Raw genomic sequence first — 14,728 nt, 5'->3', positions numbered from 1 at the left:
CACGGCTACGAGCGGAGCCACAGCCGGATCGCGGCGACGGTGACCGTGCCGTGGAAAACGTAGGCCCTCTTGTCGTAGAGGGTTGCCACTGCTCGAAAGCTCTTGAGCCGGTTGATCATTCGCTCCACTTCGTTGCGACGGCGGTAGATCGCCCGATCAAAGCCGGTCGGTCGGCCGCCCTTACTGCCTCGACGTCGGCGGTTGGCGCGCTGGTCCCGCCTCTCCGGAATGGTGTGCTTGATCTGGCGTTGCCGCAGGTAATGGCGGTTGCGACGGGACGAATAGGCTTTGTCTCCGCCGAGGTGGTCGGGGCGAGTGCGTGGGTGTCCGCCGCCTGGCCGAGGAACTCGGATCTGCTCAAGCACGGGGATCATCTGTGGGGCGTCGCCCCACTGGCCGGGCGTGATGATGAGGGCGAGCGGGCGCCGCCCGCCCTCACCAGCCAGGTGGATCTTGCAAGTCAGTCCACCCCGTGAACGCCCCAGGGCCTCGTCCAATCGGTGCCGAGCCGGTGTGCTGCGCTGTCCCAGGATTCTTGGTGGGCTTGAGCGAGCGCCTGCTGCGTGCTGATGGGCGCGGCAGAAAGTGGAGTCCACGCTGACCATGCTCCAGTCGATCCGGCCTTCAGCGTCGGCCGCGGCCTGAATCGACCGCAGGACCTTCTCCCATGTTCCGTCCGCTGACCACCTGCGATGACGGTCATGAACCGTCTTCCAATTCCCGAAGCGCGACGGCAGGTCCCTCCAAGGCAGGCCAGTCCGCTGCCGGAACAGAATCCCGTTGATCACTCTGCGATGACACTGCCAACGCCCGCCCCGTCCGCGGTTCTTTGGGACGTGTGGTTCCAGCAGAGCCCACTCGTCATCCGAAAGATCACCCCGCCCCACGAGACTCGAAACGATCCACCTGCAGACGAGTCGCTCGACCCATCGGACAGGGCTTAGCTCGGCGTGCGGTGCGGGGGCGCCCTGCGGGCGGAAGCCGGTCTGCGTGGGCGGAGCCGAGGGGATGGTCGAGGGTGGCGTACAGGCAGCTCGGAGCCCGGGTCGCTGATCACGTGGGCTGCCACCACCCTGATGAGCAGACACATCACCCGCCGGATTTCCCGCCGCGCCGGCCAACAGCCCTCCGGGAGCGGGAACGGGACTGGTCATCATGGTCCTGCCGACGGGGAGGGCCACGTCGTCCCGGCCGTGACGCCAACGCCGTCGCCCGGCCGGCGGAGGGCTGCCGCTGCGGTCTGTTACGAGGCGGTCTTTGTCCCAATGCCGTGGGCGAGGAGGCTCTCGGCGGTGTCTGTGATGGTGTCCTCGATGGGGCGGGCTCGCCACCCGAGGAGCTTCTCCGCCTTGGTACTTGTGGCGTCGAGATCCTGGCCGAGTTGGTGTTTGAGCAGTCGCAGTTCCGGGTTCACGATGGCCAGTGTGCGAGCGACCCATACGGGCAGTTCGCGGGTGGGGGCCTTGGCGGCCCGTTCACCGAGGCGGTCGTGCAGGATGCGTGCGATGTCGATGACGCGCAGGCTGTGCCCGGCGATTGCCAGGAAGCGTTCGCCGGCGGCTGCCGGATCGGTCATCGCGCGCAGGTGCAGATCCGCGACGTCGCGCACGTCGACGAAGCCCATCCCGAAGGGCGGGCACGCGGGAACCTGTCCCTCGAGCATTCTGCGGACCAGACGCAGGGATGGCGGGTCGTCCGGGCCGAGCAGGGGTCCAAGGACCCCCACGGGATGAACGGCTGCCAGTTCCAGATCACCACCCTCGTCCTGGACGAAGTGCCAGGCGGCACGTTCGGCGAGTGTCTTGGAGCGCTGGTAGGGCGGGATGTCGCTGTAGAGGTTGGTCCAGTCCTCCTCGGTGAACGGGGTCGAGCGTGAGGGGTGCCCGATCCCGATGGCGCCGAAGGCGCTGGTCAGGACGACCCGGCGGACGCGGGCGTCGCGGGCGGCGCGCAGCACCCGCAGGACGCCTTCGCGTGCCGGGACCACCAGGTCGTCGTCGTTCGCCGGCGTGTGGCGCAGAGTCGGCGAGGCCACGTGGAGGACGAAGTCGCAGCCGGCGACGGCCGAGTCCCACCCTTCAGGGTGTTCGAGGTCGGCGCGTACGACGGTGAGACGGTCGTCGTCGAATGGTGTGACCGCGTGCAGCCAGGAGCGCAGTGCCGGCTCGCGTTGCAGGTCGCGGACCGTGGTGCGGACGGTGTGCCCGGCGTCGAGCAGGGCGTGGATGCACCAGCTCCCGACGAATCCTGTCCCTCCGGTGACCAGGACTCGTGTCATCTGTCTCTCCTTCAGCTCTCGGCTCGTGCGGTAAGGGGTGCCAGCGGGTGCGTCGCCCGGTGGCGTTGGGTGGCGGCCACGCTGCTTCCGAAGAGGGCGTGGCCGATCATGATCGGGTAGATGACGGCGCGCTCGAACAGGCCGATGTTCCCCAGCCAGCCGGTGAATACGTCGGTCATGAAGAGGCGGAACGCGATCAGTCCGGCGGTGCCGAGCGTGGAGGATGCCGGAGATGACCCAGCCGGTGTCCATCACGGCACCGAGGGGGAGTGGGCGACTTGTCCGAACGCGGTCTGCGGCGGCCGGTCAGGCCGAGGTGGCTAACCCGGTTGTACAGGGGCAAGTACGGCGGGTCCTGCCATGCGGCGCCGGTGATGAACTCGGCGATCCAGGACACGAGCGGGCCGAGAAGGATGAGGAGGGCTCAGGCGCGGGCAGCGGCGCCGGAGCGGACGATGGGGTTCATGCGAGAGCCATTCCGGGGACGCGCCTGCGGATGGCCTCCATCTCGGCTTCGTCCGAGATGCCCTGCCAGTCGTACCGGGGCGTGTACGGGGCCTCCAGGGCGCGCACCTCGTCGTCGGTGAGCTCGACGCCGAGGGAGGCCACGGCCTCGTCGATCTGCCGGATCGAGCCGGCGCCGACCAGCGGCGCGGTGACGACCGGCTGGCGCCGCAGCCAGGCGAGCGCGACCTGTGCGCGGCTGACGCCGCGGGCGTCCGCGGCCTGCCCGACCGCGTCGATGATCGCGTGGTTGGATGCCTCCTCTGTCGGCGAGTAGAGAGTGTCCGCGTAGGCGCCGTCGGTCTCGGAGCGCACCGTCGAGCGGGCGTCGTCCCACGCGCGGGTGAGGCGGCCGCGGGCCAGCGGCGACCAGATGATCGTGCCGACGCCCTCGTCCAGGCACAGCGGGATCATCTCGCGCTCCTCCTCACGGGCGAGGAGGTTGTAGTGGTCCTGCATGGACACGAACCGTGCCCAGCCGTTCTGCTTCTGCAGGTGCAGCGCCTTCGCGAACTCCCACGCGTGCATGGATGAGGCGCCGAGGTAGCGGACCTTGCCGGCCTTCACGAGGTCGCTGAGCGCTTCGAGGGTCTCCTCCCAGGGGGTGGAGTTGTCGTTGCGGTGGATCTGGTAGAGGTCGATGTAGTCGGTGCCGAGGCGGCGCAGCGAGTGGTCGACCTCGGTCATGATCGCCTTGCGCGACAGGCCGCGGCCGTTGGGTCCCAGCCGCATCGGATGGCGCAGCTTGGTCGCGATCACCACGGCATCACGGTCGGCGAAGTCCTTGAGCGCCCGGCCGAGGATCTCCTCGCTGGAACCGTTGGAGTACATGTTCGCGGTGTCGAAGAAGTTGATCCCCGCCTCCAGCGCGTGCTTGATGAGCGGGCGTGCGTCCTGTTCGCCCTTCGACCAGACGGGGTGCCCGCGGTCGGGCTCGCCGTAGGTCATCGCGCCGATCGCGATCGGGGACACGTCGAGGCCGGTCGTGCCGAGCTTGATGTAATGCATGACGCTCCTTAGAGTATGTGGAGAGCTCTCCGCATAACGTAGTGGAGAACTCTCCACTTAGCAAGGTGAGGTCCCGTGGTCCGCTCGGACGCCCGTGAGAACAGGGCGCGCATCCTCGCCGCCGCACGCGAAGCGCTCGCGGCGGACGGCAGCACGTCGATGAACCAGATCGCCCAGCGCGCGGGAGTCGGCGCGGGCACCCTGTACCGCAACTTCCCCACCCGCGAGTCGCTGGTCCTGGCCGTCTATCAGGACGAAGTGGCACGCATCGTCGGCACCGTGCCCGACCTGCTGGCCCAGATGCCGCCACTGGAAGCGCTCCGCAGCTGGACGACCGACCTCGTCGAGGCCATGCGCAGAAAGCACGGCCTCGGCGATGCCCTGGGCCCGGGCGCGCACCAGGCGATCAGCGAGCAGAGCTACGGGCCGGTCATCGCCGCGATCACCCAGCTCCTCGACGCCGGGAAGAAGGACGAGAGCATCCGCCCGGACGCCGACCCAGGAGACTTCCTCCAGCTCACCGGCGCCTTGTGGCGCGCCGCGTCCAGTCCCGAGGACCGGGCACCCCACATGCTCGCGCTCATCCTCGACGGACTCCGCCCGCACCGGTAAACGACGCGCACGCGACAGGGCCTGTCAGATGAATGACTCTTCTGGGAAATCGGCCCGTTTATGGCGGGGGTTGGCAGTTGTCCGTTTGTCCGCAGTGCCGCGAGCTGGAGTGCTATGTCACCCCAGCGGCCTCGCGTAGCCGGCTGCGTATCTCTTGGTGGACTCACACAGAGCGACGCGTAGACGGCTGCGCTGTCCTGGCCTCGATATCGGTGGCGGATGCTGCCGCTGGTCCGCAAAAGTTGCCGCAGATCGAGTCGCGTGGTTCGTCGGTCAGTCGGGTGTCTCGGCCGGGTCGGCGGGCTGGGAGTCGGTGGCCGGCGCGGACCGCTCGATGTCGTCGTTGGTCGCGGCCCAGCTGGCCAGCAGGTTCAGGGCGTCCTGCGAGGGTGACGCGGGCTCGGGGGTGTAGGTGAGGAGGAACTGGCTGGGGCCGTCGGGGAGCGGGAAGGTTTCGAAGGGCAGGTCGAGGTCGCCGACGACCGGGTGGTGGAGGAGTTTCACGCCGGTGGTGTGCATGCGGACGTTGTGGGCGGCCCAGCGGCGGCGGAATTCCTCGCTGCGGGTGGACAGTTCCCCGATCAGGTCCGTCAGCCGTCGGTCGTAGAGGTCGCGGCCGGCCTCGGCGCGCAGCATGGCGACTGTGTCGTTGGCGACTTCGTCCCAGTGGCGGAAGAACTCGGTCGCGTGTGGGCTGAGGAAGACGAACCGGGCGTTGTTCGGCGGCCGTACGGGGTCGGCGTAGACGGGGGAGAACAGGGCGCGCCCGAGGTGGTTGGCGGCCAGGATGTCCCCGCGTCCGCTGAGGATGAACGCGGGTGTGCCGGCCATCGAGTCGAGGACGCGCTGCACCGCGGGCCGCACCCGCTGCTGGGCCGGGCGGCGGCGTGGCGGACGGGTCGTGCCGGCGCCGCGCAGGAGGTCGAGCAGGTGGATGCGTTCGGCCTCGTCGAGCTGGAGTGCTTGCGCGATGCCGTCGATGACGCTCTCGGAGACGCCGGTGGCGTTGCCGCGCTCCAGCCGGGTGTAGTACTCGCTGGAGATGCCCGCGAGGAGGGCGACCTCCTCGCGGCGCAGCCCGGTGACCCGTCGGCGCTCTCCGCCGTACAGGGGCAGTCCGGCCTGCTCGGGGGTGACCTTGGCCCGGCGCGTGCCCAGGAATTCCCGGATCTCCGCGCGGAAATCATCGCGGATGTCGCGGTTGGTGCCCTGTGGGTGGTTTCTGCCTGCCATGCGTTTCACTCTACGAGTGCTTCCGCCGGGTTGGGGGTCCCTGTCAGTGACCCCCTCAGCAGGGACTCCCACACGCGCGTGACAGGCGGTTTTGTTGGTGGTGCACCGCCCACGGCGGTGTGAACCGTCTGGACAGACGGCGCTTGTGCCGCCGGTCCCAGCCCCCTCTGTGGCGCTGTCGGCGCTGCACGCATCACGAACCTCCCCCGCACACAGCGGGTGCCGGATCACGGCGCCTGAAAGGAACCCCCCCATGAGCAAGGTCATTCTCGTCACCGGTGCCGGACGCGGTCTGGGCACGGACATCGCCCGCGAGGCCCTCGCCGCAGGCCACCAGGTCGTCGCCACCGGCCGCCGCCCCGAAGAGGTCGAGAAGACCCTCGGCGGACCGCACGACAACCTGTTGGCCACCAGGCTCGACGTCACCAGCCAGGAGGATGCCGAGGCCGCCGCGCAGGCAGCCGTCGACCGCTTCGGCCGCATCGACGTCCTGATCAACAACGCCGGGAACCTCTTCACCGGCTACTTCGAGGAGATCTCGCCCGCCCAGATGCGCCGGCAGTTCGAGACCAACCTCTTCGGCCCGATGAACGTCACCCGCGCCGTCCTGCCGATCATGCGCAAGCAGCGCGCCGGCCACGTCATCACCATCACCTCGACCGCCGGCCTGGTCGGCATGGAGTTCACCTCCGCCTACGCCGCCTCCAAGTTCGCGGAAGAGGGCTGGATGGAGTCCCTGCGCCACGACGTCGAGCCGTACAACATCCACACCACGATCGTGGAGCCCGGCTACTTCCGCACCGAACTCCTCGTGGACGGCTCCACCAACTGGCCCGAGCTGTCCATCGACGACTACGCCCCGCGCACCGCCCCCAGGATCGAAGGCATGAAGAGCATGAACGGCAAGCAGCCCGGCGACCCCGCCAAGCTCGCCCGCGCCCTGCTCACCATCGCAGGACAGGACAAGCCGCTGCTGCGCTTCGTCGCCGGAGCGGACGCCATCGAGGCCGCCGAGGCCAAGGCGAACGAACTCCTCGCCCAGGCCGAGGCATCCCGCGAACTGGGCGACAGCCTGGCCTACGACGACGCCCACGCCTGACCACCACGCCCCGCCCGGGACGGCGACCTGCAGGACCGCCCGGCGCGCCAGGACATGCTGGCCCGCGAGGTGGCCGGGGAGGAGAAGGCCGTGTGGTGGGCCCGAGCCGTCGAGGCGCTCCCCGACTACGCGGAGTACCAGAAGAACACGGACCGCGAGATCCCCGTCCTCGTCCTGGAGCCGGCGGCCCCCAAGCACTGACCCGACGCAGCCGGTTCAGCCCGCAGACCGCCCCGCTGCCTCGCCCTGGCAACACCAGCGCCGGTCTTCACCTGACCGCGGCCGCCTCGAATCCCCCAAGGTTCGGCCAGGGCACGCCCGGCTGCCTGGACGAAGCACAGCACGGACGACCGCGGCATCGCCGTCCTCGGAAGCCTGACCTACGACCACGCCCACGCCTGAGCACCATTCCCCGGCCGAGGCCGGAAGCCGCCGGGTGCGCCCACGGCGCTGAGCCGCCACCGGGAACGACGCCCGCGCCAGCGGCGCACGGACCACCCAAGCACGGCCCACCAACTGGTGGCACACCCCCCTGACCATGCCCACCGACCGGCCTGACGGCCGTCACGACAAGGAGTACCGGATGAAGCACGTATCACTGGGCGGGCTCGATGTCTCCCGCATCGGCCTGGGAGCCATGACCATGGCCGGCACCTACACCACGGGCGGAGGACTCGATGACGCCGAGTCGATCCGCACCATCCACCGGGCGCTGGACCTCGGGGTCACCCACATCGACACCGCCGAGATCTACGGCCCCTTCCACAGCGAGGAACTCGTCGGCAAGGCCATCAAGGGCCGCCGCGACGACGTCGTCGTGGCGACGAAGTTCGGCCTCGTCTCCCACGCCGGCGACGGCCCCGGCGTCATCGACAGCAGCCCCGGCAACGTGAAGACCGCGGTCGAAGGCTCGCTCCTGCGGCTCGGCACCGACCACATCGACCTCTACTACCAGCACCGCGTCGACCCGAACACCCCCATCGAGGAGACCATCGGCGCGCTGGCCGAGCTGGTCGCCGAGGGCAAGGTGCGCCACATCGGACTCTCGGAGGCCGGTCCCGAGACGATCCGCCGGGCGCACACCGTGCATCCGGTGGCCGCGCTGCAGACCGAATACTCCCTGTGGACCCGCGACGTCGAGGCCGAAATCCTCCCGCTGCTACGCGAGTTGGGCATCGGGTTCGTTCCCTACTCGCCGCTCGGCCATGGCCTGCTGACCGGGCAGATCCGCACCGTCGACGACTTCGCCGACGACGACTGGCGCAAGACCAACCCGCGTTTCACCGGCGAGAACTTCCAGCGCAACCTGCGCATCGTCGACGAAGTGCAGGCCATCGGCGCCGAGATCGGCGCTACCCCGGCCCAGACCGCGCTGGCGTGGGTGCTGACCCGCGGCGACGACATCGCCCCCATCCCCGGCACCCGGCGGGTTACGCGCGTCGAAGAGAACACCGCCGCCGACGCCATCGCACTCAGCGCCGCCCAGCTCGACCGCCTCGACAACCTCACACCGGCCGCGGGCGAACGCCACGACGAGGTCAACATGGCCAGCATCGACCGCTGACCGCTGACCGCTGACCGCTGACCGCTGACCGCTGACCGCTGACCGCTGACCGCTGACCGCCGGCGCCCCTGCGCCCGGATCAGCCCACGCGCCTGGACTTCGCGAAGGACTGACGCCCCGGCGAAGTTCCCGACGCGTCACACCCGACCACCCTGCATCCCTTCACCCATTTCACTGATCACTGAAGAGGTTTCTCGCCATGTCCAAGGTTCTCCTCGTCGTAGGCCACCCCGACCTGTCCCGGTCGAAGGCCAACGCGGCGCTCGTGGACGCCGTCCGCGATCTGGCCCATGTCACCGTGCACGACCTCTACGCCGCCTACCCCGACTTCCAGATCGACGTCGACGCCGAGCAGGCGCTGCTGGCCGAACACGATGTGATCGTCTTCCAGCACCCGGTGTTCTGGTACAACACCACGCCCCTGTTCAAGCAGTGGCAGGACAAGGTCTTCACCCTCGGCTGGGCCTTCACCATGGACGGCGCTGCCTCGCAGCTGGCCGGAAAGAAGGCCGTCGTCGCCGTCACCACCGGCGTCCCCGCCGACCACTACACCCCCGAAGGCGCCAACCAGGCCCCCATCGAGACCCTCCTCAGCAACTGGCACGCCACCCTGCGGCTTTGCCAGTTCGACATCCAGCCGATGGTCAAGCTCTACGGCACCGCCTTCGGCCTCTCCGACGAGGACTTGACCGCCGCCGCCAAGCAGTACAACGAACTGCTCGCCTCCTTCGCGGCCTGACCGCACGACGACAGCCGCCCTCGCCGATCGCGACGCGGCGGCGATGTGCCCCACCGGTCTCCGGTCGTTTTTCGCCGGATCGGCGCCAAGCGACCGGAGATCAGTGTCGTAAGTATCGGCGGCGACCGTGTCGTGAAACAGCGACCGCTCGTCGCCCAGCGCCGTCGGCTCGCAGGAGCTGGATTGCGGGGTGAGCACGTCAGCCGGACCCGGCTCCTGATCTCCATCCGGGTCCGGTCTTCGTATCGGATGAGGTCAGGGCCGTGACCTCGGGGTCTGTCGGGCGCGTGCGGGCAGGGGCAGGGGCAGGGGCAGGGGCAGGGGCAGGGGCAGGACGGCGGCTCCCTGGTCTCACGCCACCCGGACGGGAATGCCCGACCGGCCCACCGCGTTGTACGGAGCGTGGTTGTGGAGGGGACAGTGTCCCCGGGCCTCACCTATAGCCCATGAGGACGATCGTTCGGCTGAAGCCTCATGGAGCCTTTCGCCGCGTAGGCGACCGCCCTTCACGACCACGCGCACATCTGCCCGCCCGCGGGACCTCGAGGGCGGGCAACGCCATGTCCGGCCGCGTCGGCTACCACCGCATGCCGAGTTCATGCAGCGCCATACGCCGCTCCGGGCTCAGCTTCCTCGCCCTGCGCCGGGTGTTGTCGAGCCACGCCCCGAGCTGGGCGAGCCTCTCTTCTGCGCCGGCGAGACTGACCTGGAATCCTTCGACTTCGCCGAGCCAGTCTTCACCTTGGGCCTCGACTCTTCCACGCCGTCGGGCATCATCTGGGGTCGAGGTCGGGCAGAGCCTCCACACGGGCCTCTGGCAGCTCCCCGGCATACGGGACGCCCGTTTTCCCCGGGCCGCGCGCCGTTCGGCGTTCTCCACTGTCTTCCGGGCCGCTGCGCGCTGGTTCTTCAGCCATACCCCGAGGGGGAAGCCGTCCCGTCCTGCTGCGGTCCGGGGGGGGGGGGGGGGGGAGCAGATGCCCGTCTGCTTGCGCGTACGACCTTGCGACGGCGAGGCCGGCTTCCCACGCGGATGCCTGCACCGACCACACCATCCGGAGCGTCTCCAGCTGCTCCACGCGTGCGGCTTGCAGGTTCGCGGCCGCGCAGTACGGCGCTGATCGGCGATCCACACCCCGAGCGGGTGCCCGCCGGGCGCGCCCCAAGCCTGTGGGGTGCGGCGGCATTACCATCTGTGTCCGCACTCATATCGACACCGACAAGGCGGAACCGCCCGATGGCTGACGAGGCTTACCTCTTCCTGCTCCCCGACCGTCACCCGAGCCTCGGCGCCGCCATGGCGGCCGTCGCGCCGCTGGAATGCGACCAGACTCCGGCCGTGCGGGGCTGGATCTCCGCCCACGATGTGGCCCCCTCCTCCGAGCAGTTGAGGATCCTTCCCGCCGGATCGGAGATCCTCATCCCCGAGGAGGCCGAGCGGCTGCCGATCCCGCTGACCGCGGAGGAGGAGGTCCGCGTTCAGCAGGAGTGCGCACCCCAGACGGTCACCGACATGGAGCGCGAACTGCTGGACTACCGGGACACCACCCAGGGCTGGGAGACCTTGGTGCACCGGGCGCTGACCGCGGGCATCCCAGCCCCGCGCATCGCCCGGCTGACCGGACTCGACCCCCAGGAGATCGGCCGCATGACCGGCGTGTGACGCAGGGCCGCCCTCAGCGGGAGGCGGAGTCCGGTTCGGGGCTCGGGCCGGTGAGCTCCGGCTCCAGCCCTTCACCGACCGGCGCGGGCCGCCGGCCCGCGTCGGCCCGCCATGCCTCGAAGGCACGGCCGGTCAGCACGACGACGGCGAGCCCGAGTAGCCATCCACCGAGCACGTCGCTGAACCAATGCACGCCGAGCGCGACCCGGGTGAAGCCGACTCCGAGCACCGACAAGACCGCAACGGCCCAGCACGCGACGCGAGCCCGGCGCGGCACCATGGGCAGCAGGACCAGCAGGAACACGGCGAACGAGGTGGTGGCGGTCATCGCGTGCCCGGACGGGAAGGAATAGCCCGGGGCGTGCGCCACGGGGTCCTCCAGCGCCGGCCGTGCCCGCTCGACCAGCGTCTTGACGCCGAGCCCGATCAGTCCGCCGGCCACCGCGGTCACCGCCGCCCACGCGGCCAGCCGCCGGGCACCGCGCCACAGCAGCCAGCCGGTCAGCAGCGCCACGCCCACGCGCAGGGTGAGGGGGTCCCACACGTCGTCGGAGAGCACGCGCAGCGTGCGGGTCCAGGCCGGGTGGTCCAGGGCGATCCGGTGCAGACCGTTTGCCGCGTCGCGGTCGAGGTCGCGCAGTGGCCGCCACCGGCCCTCCACGAGGACCAGCACCAGGGCGAACGGCACCGAGGCGGCCGCGGCGACGGCGACCGCCGCGAGCAGCCGGACACCGAACCGGCGGTCGGCGTCGCTTCGGCGGCCGGGAGAACGCGGCGTATGGGGTTGTGTCGGCATCAGACCCCCGGGTCGGGTTGGATCGGTTCGGGCCTGCGCCCCCGCACCGCCTCCAGTTGCGCGGCGAAGGAGAGCCCGAGGAAGAGGGCGATCGAGGTCAGGTAGGCCCACAGCAGCAGGGACATGAAGGCGCTGAGGGGGCCGTAGACCGTGTCGAAGGAGCCGCTCAGATCGAGGTAGAGGGTGAGCAGCCAGGTCAGGGTCATCCAGAGCACCAGGTAAAGTGCCGCGCCGAACGCCAGCCAGGTGTAGCCCGGTTGGCTGCGGCGCGGTGAGTACCGGAAGATGGCGCTGGCGGAGATCAGGGCGAGCAGCAGCCCGAACGGCCAGCGCACCACGTTCCACGTCGTCTGCGCGGTCGAGCCGAAGCCGTAGACCGAGCCGGCGGCCGAGGCCAGGTCGTCGCCGGCGACCATGACGACGAAGCCCAGGCCGAGGGGGAATCCCGCGCAGAGCGCCATGACCAGCCCGCGCGCGTACTTGAGGTGGAAGGGCCGGTCGCGTTCGTTGCCGTAGATACGGTTGGCGCCCCGCTCGATCTGGCACATCGCCGTGGTGACGTTGACGATCGAGAAGATCGCGCCGAACCAGAGGGCGAGCTGGCCGTCGTCGCCCGCCTTGCGCCTGCTGCGGTCGAGCGCGTCATCGACCACCTCCGCACTGGGCCCCTCGGCGATCCGGTGGATCGTCAACTCGGCCATCCTGCCGATGTCCTCGGTGTGCAGGCTGGTGGAGAGGCCGACGAAGGCCAGCGCCAGCGGGATCACCGCCAGCACCGTCTGGAGGGCGAGCGCGCGGGAGTGGCTGAACCCGTCGGCGTAGCGGAAGCGGAGGAACGCGTCGCGCAGCAGCGGCCAGCCGCCGTAGCGGCGCAGCGTCACCCACGCCTCGTCGGCGGAGAGCTCGTCCCCGCTCATGTCCCGGGTCTCCGGGACCTTGGTGGAGCTGCCCATGTCAGCCCTCCAGGTCCGGGACCAGCACGGTCAGCGCGCCCGGAACGACCTCGACGGACAGTCGGCGGCCGGAGCCGACCGCGTCCCCGTCGATCTCGCGGGGCTGCGGGGACTCGAAGGTGAACTCGGCCCGTTTGAAGGTACGGAACTCCGGCTGCCCGCCGCCCTTCCGGCCGGCGCCCTTCCGCCCGTCCCGCCTGCGGTGCGGCAGCAGCGCGCCCACGGTGCGCAGCCAGCCGCCGGGGCCGCGCGGGTCGAGCATCAGCAGGTCCAGCAACCCGTCGTCCGGGCGGGCGTCGGGTATCAGGCGCAGGCCGCCCTGGAGGGCGCCGGTGTTGCCGACGAGCACCATGCGGGCCGTACCGCGCAGGGGCTCGGCTCCGTCCAGCCGGACGCTCAGCCGCATCCGGGAGCCGCGCATCGCCTTCGGGACGGCCAGGACGTACGCGGGCCAGCCCAGCACGGCCTTGGCCCGGTCGTGCTCCTGCGTGTACTGCATCATCGCGGCGTCCAGACCGACGCCGGACATGACCGCGAAGTGGGTGGCGGGGATGCCGTCGCCCTCGACGCGGGCGAGGTCGACCGCGCGGGTCGTGCCGCCGAGGGCGGCGTCGAGCGCCTCGGCCGGAGCCAGCGGGAGGCCGAGGTTGCGGGCGAGGAGATTGCCGGTGCCGCACGGCACGACGGCGAGCGGGACGCCACTGCCCGCCAGACGGTCGGCGGCCGCGCGCACGGTGCCGTCGCCGCCGCAGACCACGACCAGCTCCGCCCCGTCGCCGAGGGCCTGGGCGGTCTGGCCACCGCCGGGGTCGGCGGCCGTCGTCTCCAGGAACACCGGTTCCCGGTGACCGTGCCGGGCGAGGACCTCGCGCAGCTCGTCGCGCGTGCCCTCGTCGGTCGCGGTGGGGTTGACGACCACGGCGATCCGGCCCGGCCGGCGTCCCGCGCGGCCGGTTTCGGCGGCGACGGGCCGGGCGACGGGCGCCGACACGCGGGCGTCGCGGAGCAGGGCCTGACCGACCACCAGCAGGGACAGCCCGCCGTTGATCAGGCCGCCCAACACGTCGGTCGGGTGGTGCATGCCCCGGTACAGGCGGGACACCCCCACCACGAGCGGCAGCAGGAGCAGCGCCGCGGCCACCACGCGCCGCCAGGGCCCTCGTAGGCGGGTCAGCGCGAGGACGGCGAGACCGCCGTAGAGGGCGGTGGCCGCACCGGTGTGGCCGGAGGTGTAGCTGGAGGTCGGCAGGGAGCCGTCGAGCCGGTGCACCTCGGGTCGCTGCCGCTCCACCGCGATGGTCACGACCAGGAAGACCAGCGACTGCAGCGAGACCGCGAGCGCCAGGAACGACGCCTGGCGCCACAGCGACAGACGGGGTGCCAGGATCAGTGCCAGGCACGCCGCCAGCGTCACGACGATGACGGTGAGCGTGTTGCCCATCTGGGACCCGATCGAGGAGAGCGTGGTCAGGGTGGACGTACGCAGCCGCTCCAGGCCCCGGTTGACGCCGTCCTCCGCCGTGATCGGCCAGATGTGCCGGGCGGGGCCGGTGATCAGCAGGCCGAGCCCGATCATCAGGGCGGCCTGGCAGGCGGCCCCCGCACCGATGGACGCGGCGGCCCGCGCAAGTCCGCGAGGCATCCGGCGGCCCCGCCCGGTGGTTGTCGCCCCGGCGGTGGCGGGGCGGGGGCTGTGCTCGGGCAGGCCCGCTGATCTCTCCGGTACGGCGGTCGGCATCGCTTCTCCCTGGGTCGGCGGTCGGCAGGTGGGGCCGCACCACACGGGGCAGCCCCATCGCACTGATGCCCCCGGAGGCGCGGAGCAGGCGGTACGAAAGAAGGGGCGGCCCGCGCGGGACCGTCCCTTCGCCGTTCGCGGAGGACATCAGGCCAGGAGCTCCACCTCCGCCAGGGTCGACGAACCGTGCGGCACCAGGCGGTACTTGCCGTACGTCCCGCGCTTGGAGCCCAGGCGCTCGCGACAGCGGGGCGCTGGACCAGCTCCTGCTCGGTGTTCGCCCGGAGCCCTAACGCCGCCCGGGTCTCGCCCCGATGCCGACGCCGTCATCGCCCGCACCACACTGATCATCGGGGACCGGCAGTCCCAGCATGTACGCCTGGTGCACGACCTTGTGACCGGTGCCCGGGACGGCGCCCTGTTCACCGACGACATCCGCTGCCCCGTACATGTCGTCGACCTGGGCGCAGCCCTGCTGGAACTCGGGTCCGCGAAGCGAACGGCGTTCATCACCCTGGGGGAGCCGACGCCGTGAGCCGCC

14 protein-coding genes and 1 pseudogene are annotated in these 14,728 nt (G+C 70.6%); 7 read left to right on the top strand and 8 right to left on the bottom strand.

Annotated features, from left to right (window positions below; genetic code table 11):
• Positions 1-5: 5 nt before the first annotated feature.
• The 4 genes from ACZ4N4_RS27265 to ACZ4N4_RS27250 all read right to left on the bottom strand — a co-directional run bounded on the left by ACZ4N4_RS27265 (position 6) and on the right by ACZ4N4_RS27250 (position 3,790).
• Positions 6-887: an IS5 family transposase gene (locus ACZ4N4_RS27265; RefSeq protein ID WP_467593198.1), complete on the bottom strand. Its 882-nt coding sequence runs from the start codon at positions 885-887 to the stop codon at positions 6-8.
• Between the two features lie 356 nt (positions 888-1,243).
• A complete protein-coding gene (locus ACZ4N4_RS27260; protein ID WP_467593195.1) occupies positions 1,244-2,278 on the bottom strand; it encodes an NAD-dependent epimerase/dehydratase family protein in 1,035 nt (344 codons plus the stop codon).
• An 11-nt stretch (positions 2,279-2,289) separates the two neighbouring features.
• Positions 2,290-2,457 carry a hypothetical protein gene (locus tag ACZ4N4_RS27255; RefSeq protein WP_467593192.1) on the bottom strand — a complete coding sequence of 56 codons (168 nt, stop codon included), beginning with the start codon at positions 2,455-2,457 and terminating at the stop codon, positions 2,290-2,292.
• 283 nt (positions 2,458-2,740) lie between these two features.
• A complete protein-coding gene (locus ACZ4N4_RS27250) occupies positions 2,741-3,790 on the bottom strand; it encodes an aldo/keto reductase (protein WP_467593189.1) in 1,050 nt (349 codons plus the stop codon).
• A 75-nt stretch (positions 3,791-3,865) separates the two neighbouring features.
• Here ACZ4N4_RS27250 and ACZ4N4_RS27245 point away from each other — a divergent pair, with 75 nt between their 5' ends.
• Positions 3,866-4,402, top strand: coding sequence for a TetR/AcrR family transcriptional regulator (locus ACZ4N4_RS27245; protein ID WP_453579388.1), 537 nt, complete (start codon positions 3,866-3,868; stop codon positions 4,400-4,402).
• A 273-nt stretch (positions 4,403-4,675) separates the two neighbouring features.
• Here ACZ4N4_RS27245 and ACZ4N4_RS27240 read toward each other — a convergent pair whose 3' ends face one another.
• A complete protein-coding gene (locus tag ACZ4N4_RS27240; protein ID WP_467593186.1) occupies positions 4,676-5,635 on the bottom strand; it encodes a helix-turn-helix domain-containing protein in 960 nt (319 codons plus the stop codon).
• A 253-nt stretch (positions 5,636-5,888) separates the two neighbouring features.
• On the opposite strand from ACZ4N4_RS27240, the gene ACZ4N4_RS27235 reads away from it, so the two are divergent.
• The 5 genes and pseudogenes from ACZ4N4_RS27235 (at position 5,889) to ACZ4N4_RS27215 (ending at position 10,700) form a co-directional block, all read left to right on the top strand.
• Positions 5,889-6,734, top strand: a complete 846-nt coding sequence (locus ACZ4N4_RS27235) for an SDR family NAD(P)-dependent oxidoreductase (protein WP_467593183.1) — start codon at positions 5,889-5,891, stop codon at positions 6,732-6,734.
• Between the two features lie 24 nt (positions 6,735-6,758).
• Positions 6,759-6,935: pseudogene (locus ACZ4N4_RS27230) on the top strand (nitroreductase/quinone reductase family protein); the annotation flags it as partial.
• Positions 6,936-7,317: 382 nt separating this feature from the next.
• Entirely contained in the window at positions 7,318-8,298 is a 981-nt protein-coding gene (locus tag ACZ4N4_RS27225) for an aldo/keto reductase (RefSeq protein WP_467593180.1), read from the top strand.
• 199 nt (positions 8,299-8,497) lie between these two features.
• Positions 8,498-9,037 (top strand): NAD(P)H-dependent oxidoreductase, encoded by a 540-nt coding sequence (locus ACZ4N4_RS27220; RefSeq protein ID WP_453579376.1) that lies wholly within the window; start codon positions 8,498-8,500, stop codon positions 9,035-9,037.
• 1,237 nt (positions 9,038-10,274) lie between these two features.
• Entirely contained in the window at positions 10,275-10,700 is a 426-nt protein-coding gene (locus ACZ4N4_RS27215) for a DUF6003 family protein (protein ID WP_450758383.1), read from the top strand.
• Positions 10,701-10,713: 13 nt separating this feature from the next.
• Here ACZ4N4_RS27215 and ACZ4N4_RS27210 read toward each other — a convergent pair whose 3' ends face one another.
• The 3 genes from ACZ4N4_RS27210 to ACZ4N4_RS27200 are packed head-to-tail and all read right to left on the bottom strand — an operon-like array spanning position 10,714 to position 14,187.
• Positions 10,714-11,496, bottom strand: coding sequence for a phosphatase PAP2 family protein (locus tag ACZ4N4_RS27210; RefSeq protein WP_467593172.1), 783 nt, complete (start codon positions 11,494-11,496; stop codon positions 10,714-10,716).
• Positions 11,496-12,449: a YihY/virulence factor BrkB family protein gene (locus ACZ4N4_RS27205; protein WP_453579367.1), complete on the bottom strand. Its 954-nt coding sequence runs from the start codon at positions 12,447-12,449 to the stop codon at positions 11,496-11,498. Before ACZ4N4_RS27205 ends, ACZ4N4_RS27210 begins: the two co-directional genes overlap by 1 nt.
• A gap of 1 nt (position 12,450) precedes the next feature.
• Complete coding sequence (locus ACZ4N4_RS27200; protein ID WP_467593168.1) at positions 12,451-14,187, bottom strand: bifunctional phosphatase PAP2/diacylglycerol kinase family protein; 1,737 nt, start codon at positions 14,185-14,187, stop codon at positions 12,451-12,453.
• 382 nt (positions 14,188-14,569) lie between these two features.
• Between ACZ4N4_RS27200 and ACZ4N4_RS27195 the strand changes: the two genes are divergently transcribed.
• Positions 14,570-14,722, top strand: a complete 153-nt coding sequence (locus tag ACZ4N4_RS27195) for a hypothetical protein (RefSeq protein WP_467593165.1) — start codon at positions 14,570-14,572, stop codon at positions 14,720-14,722.
• The last annotated feature ends 6 nt before the right edge of the window (positions 14,723-14,728 follow it).

The sequence above is a fragment of the Streptomyces sp. NPDC026538 genome (genome assembly GCF_055567535.1).
The sequence above is the reverse complement of the archived record's forward strand: the minus strand, read 5'-3'. Positions and strand labels throughout refer to the sequence as shown.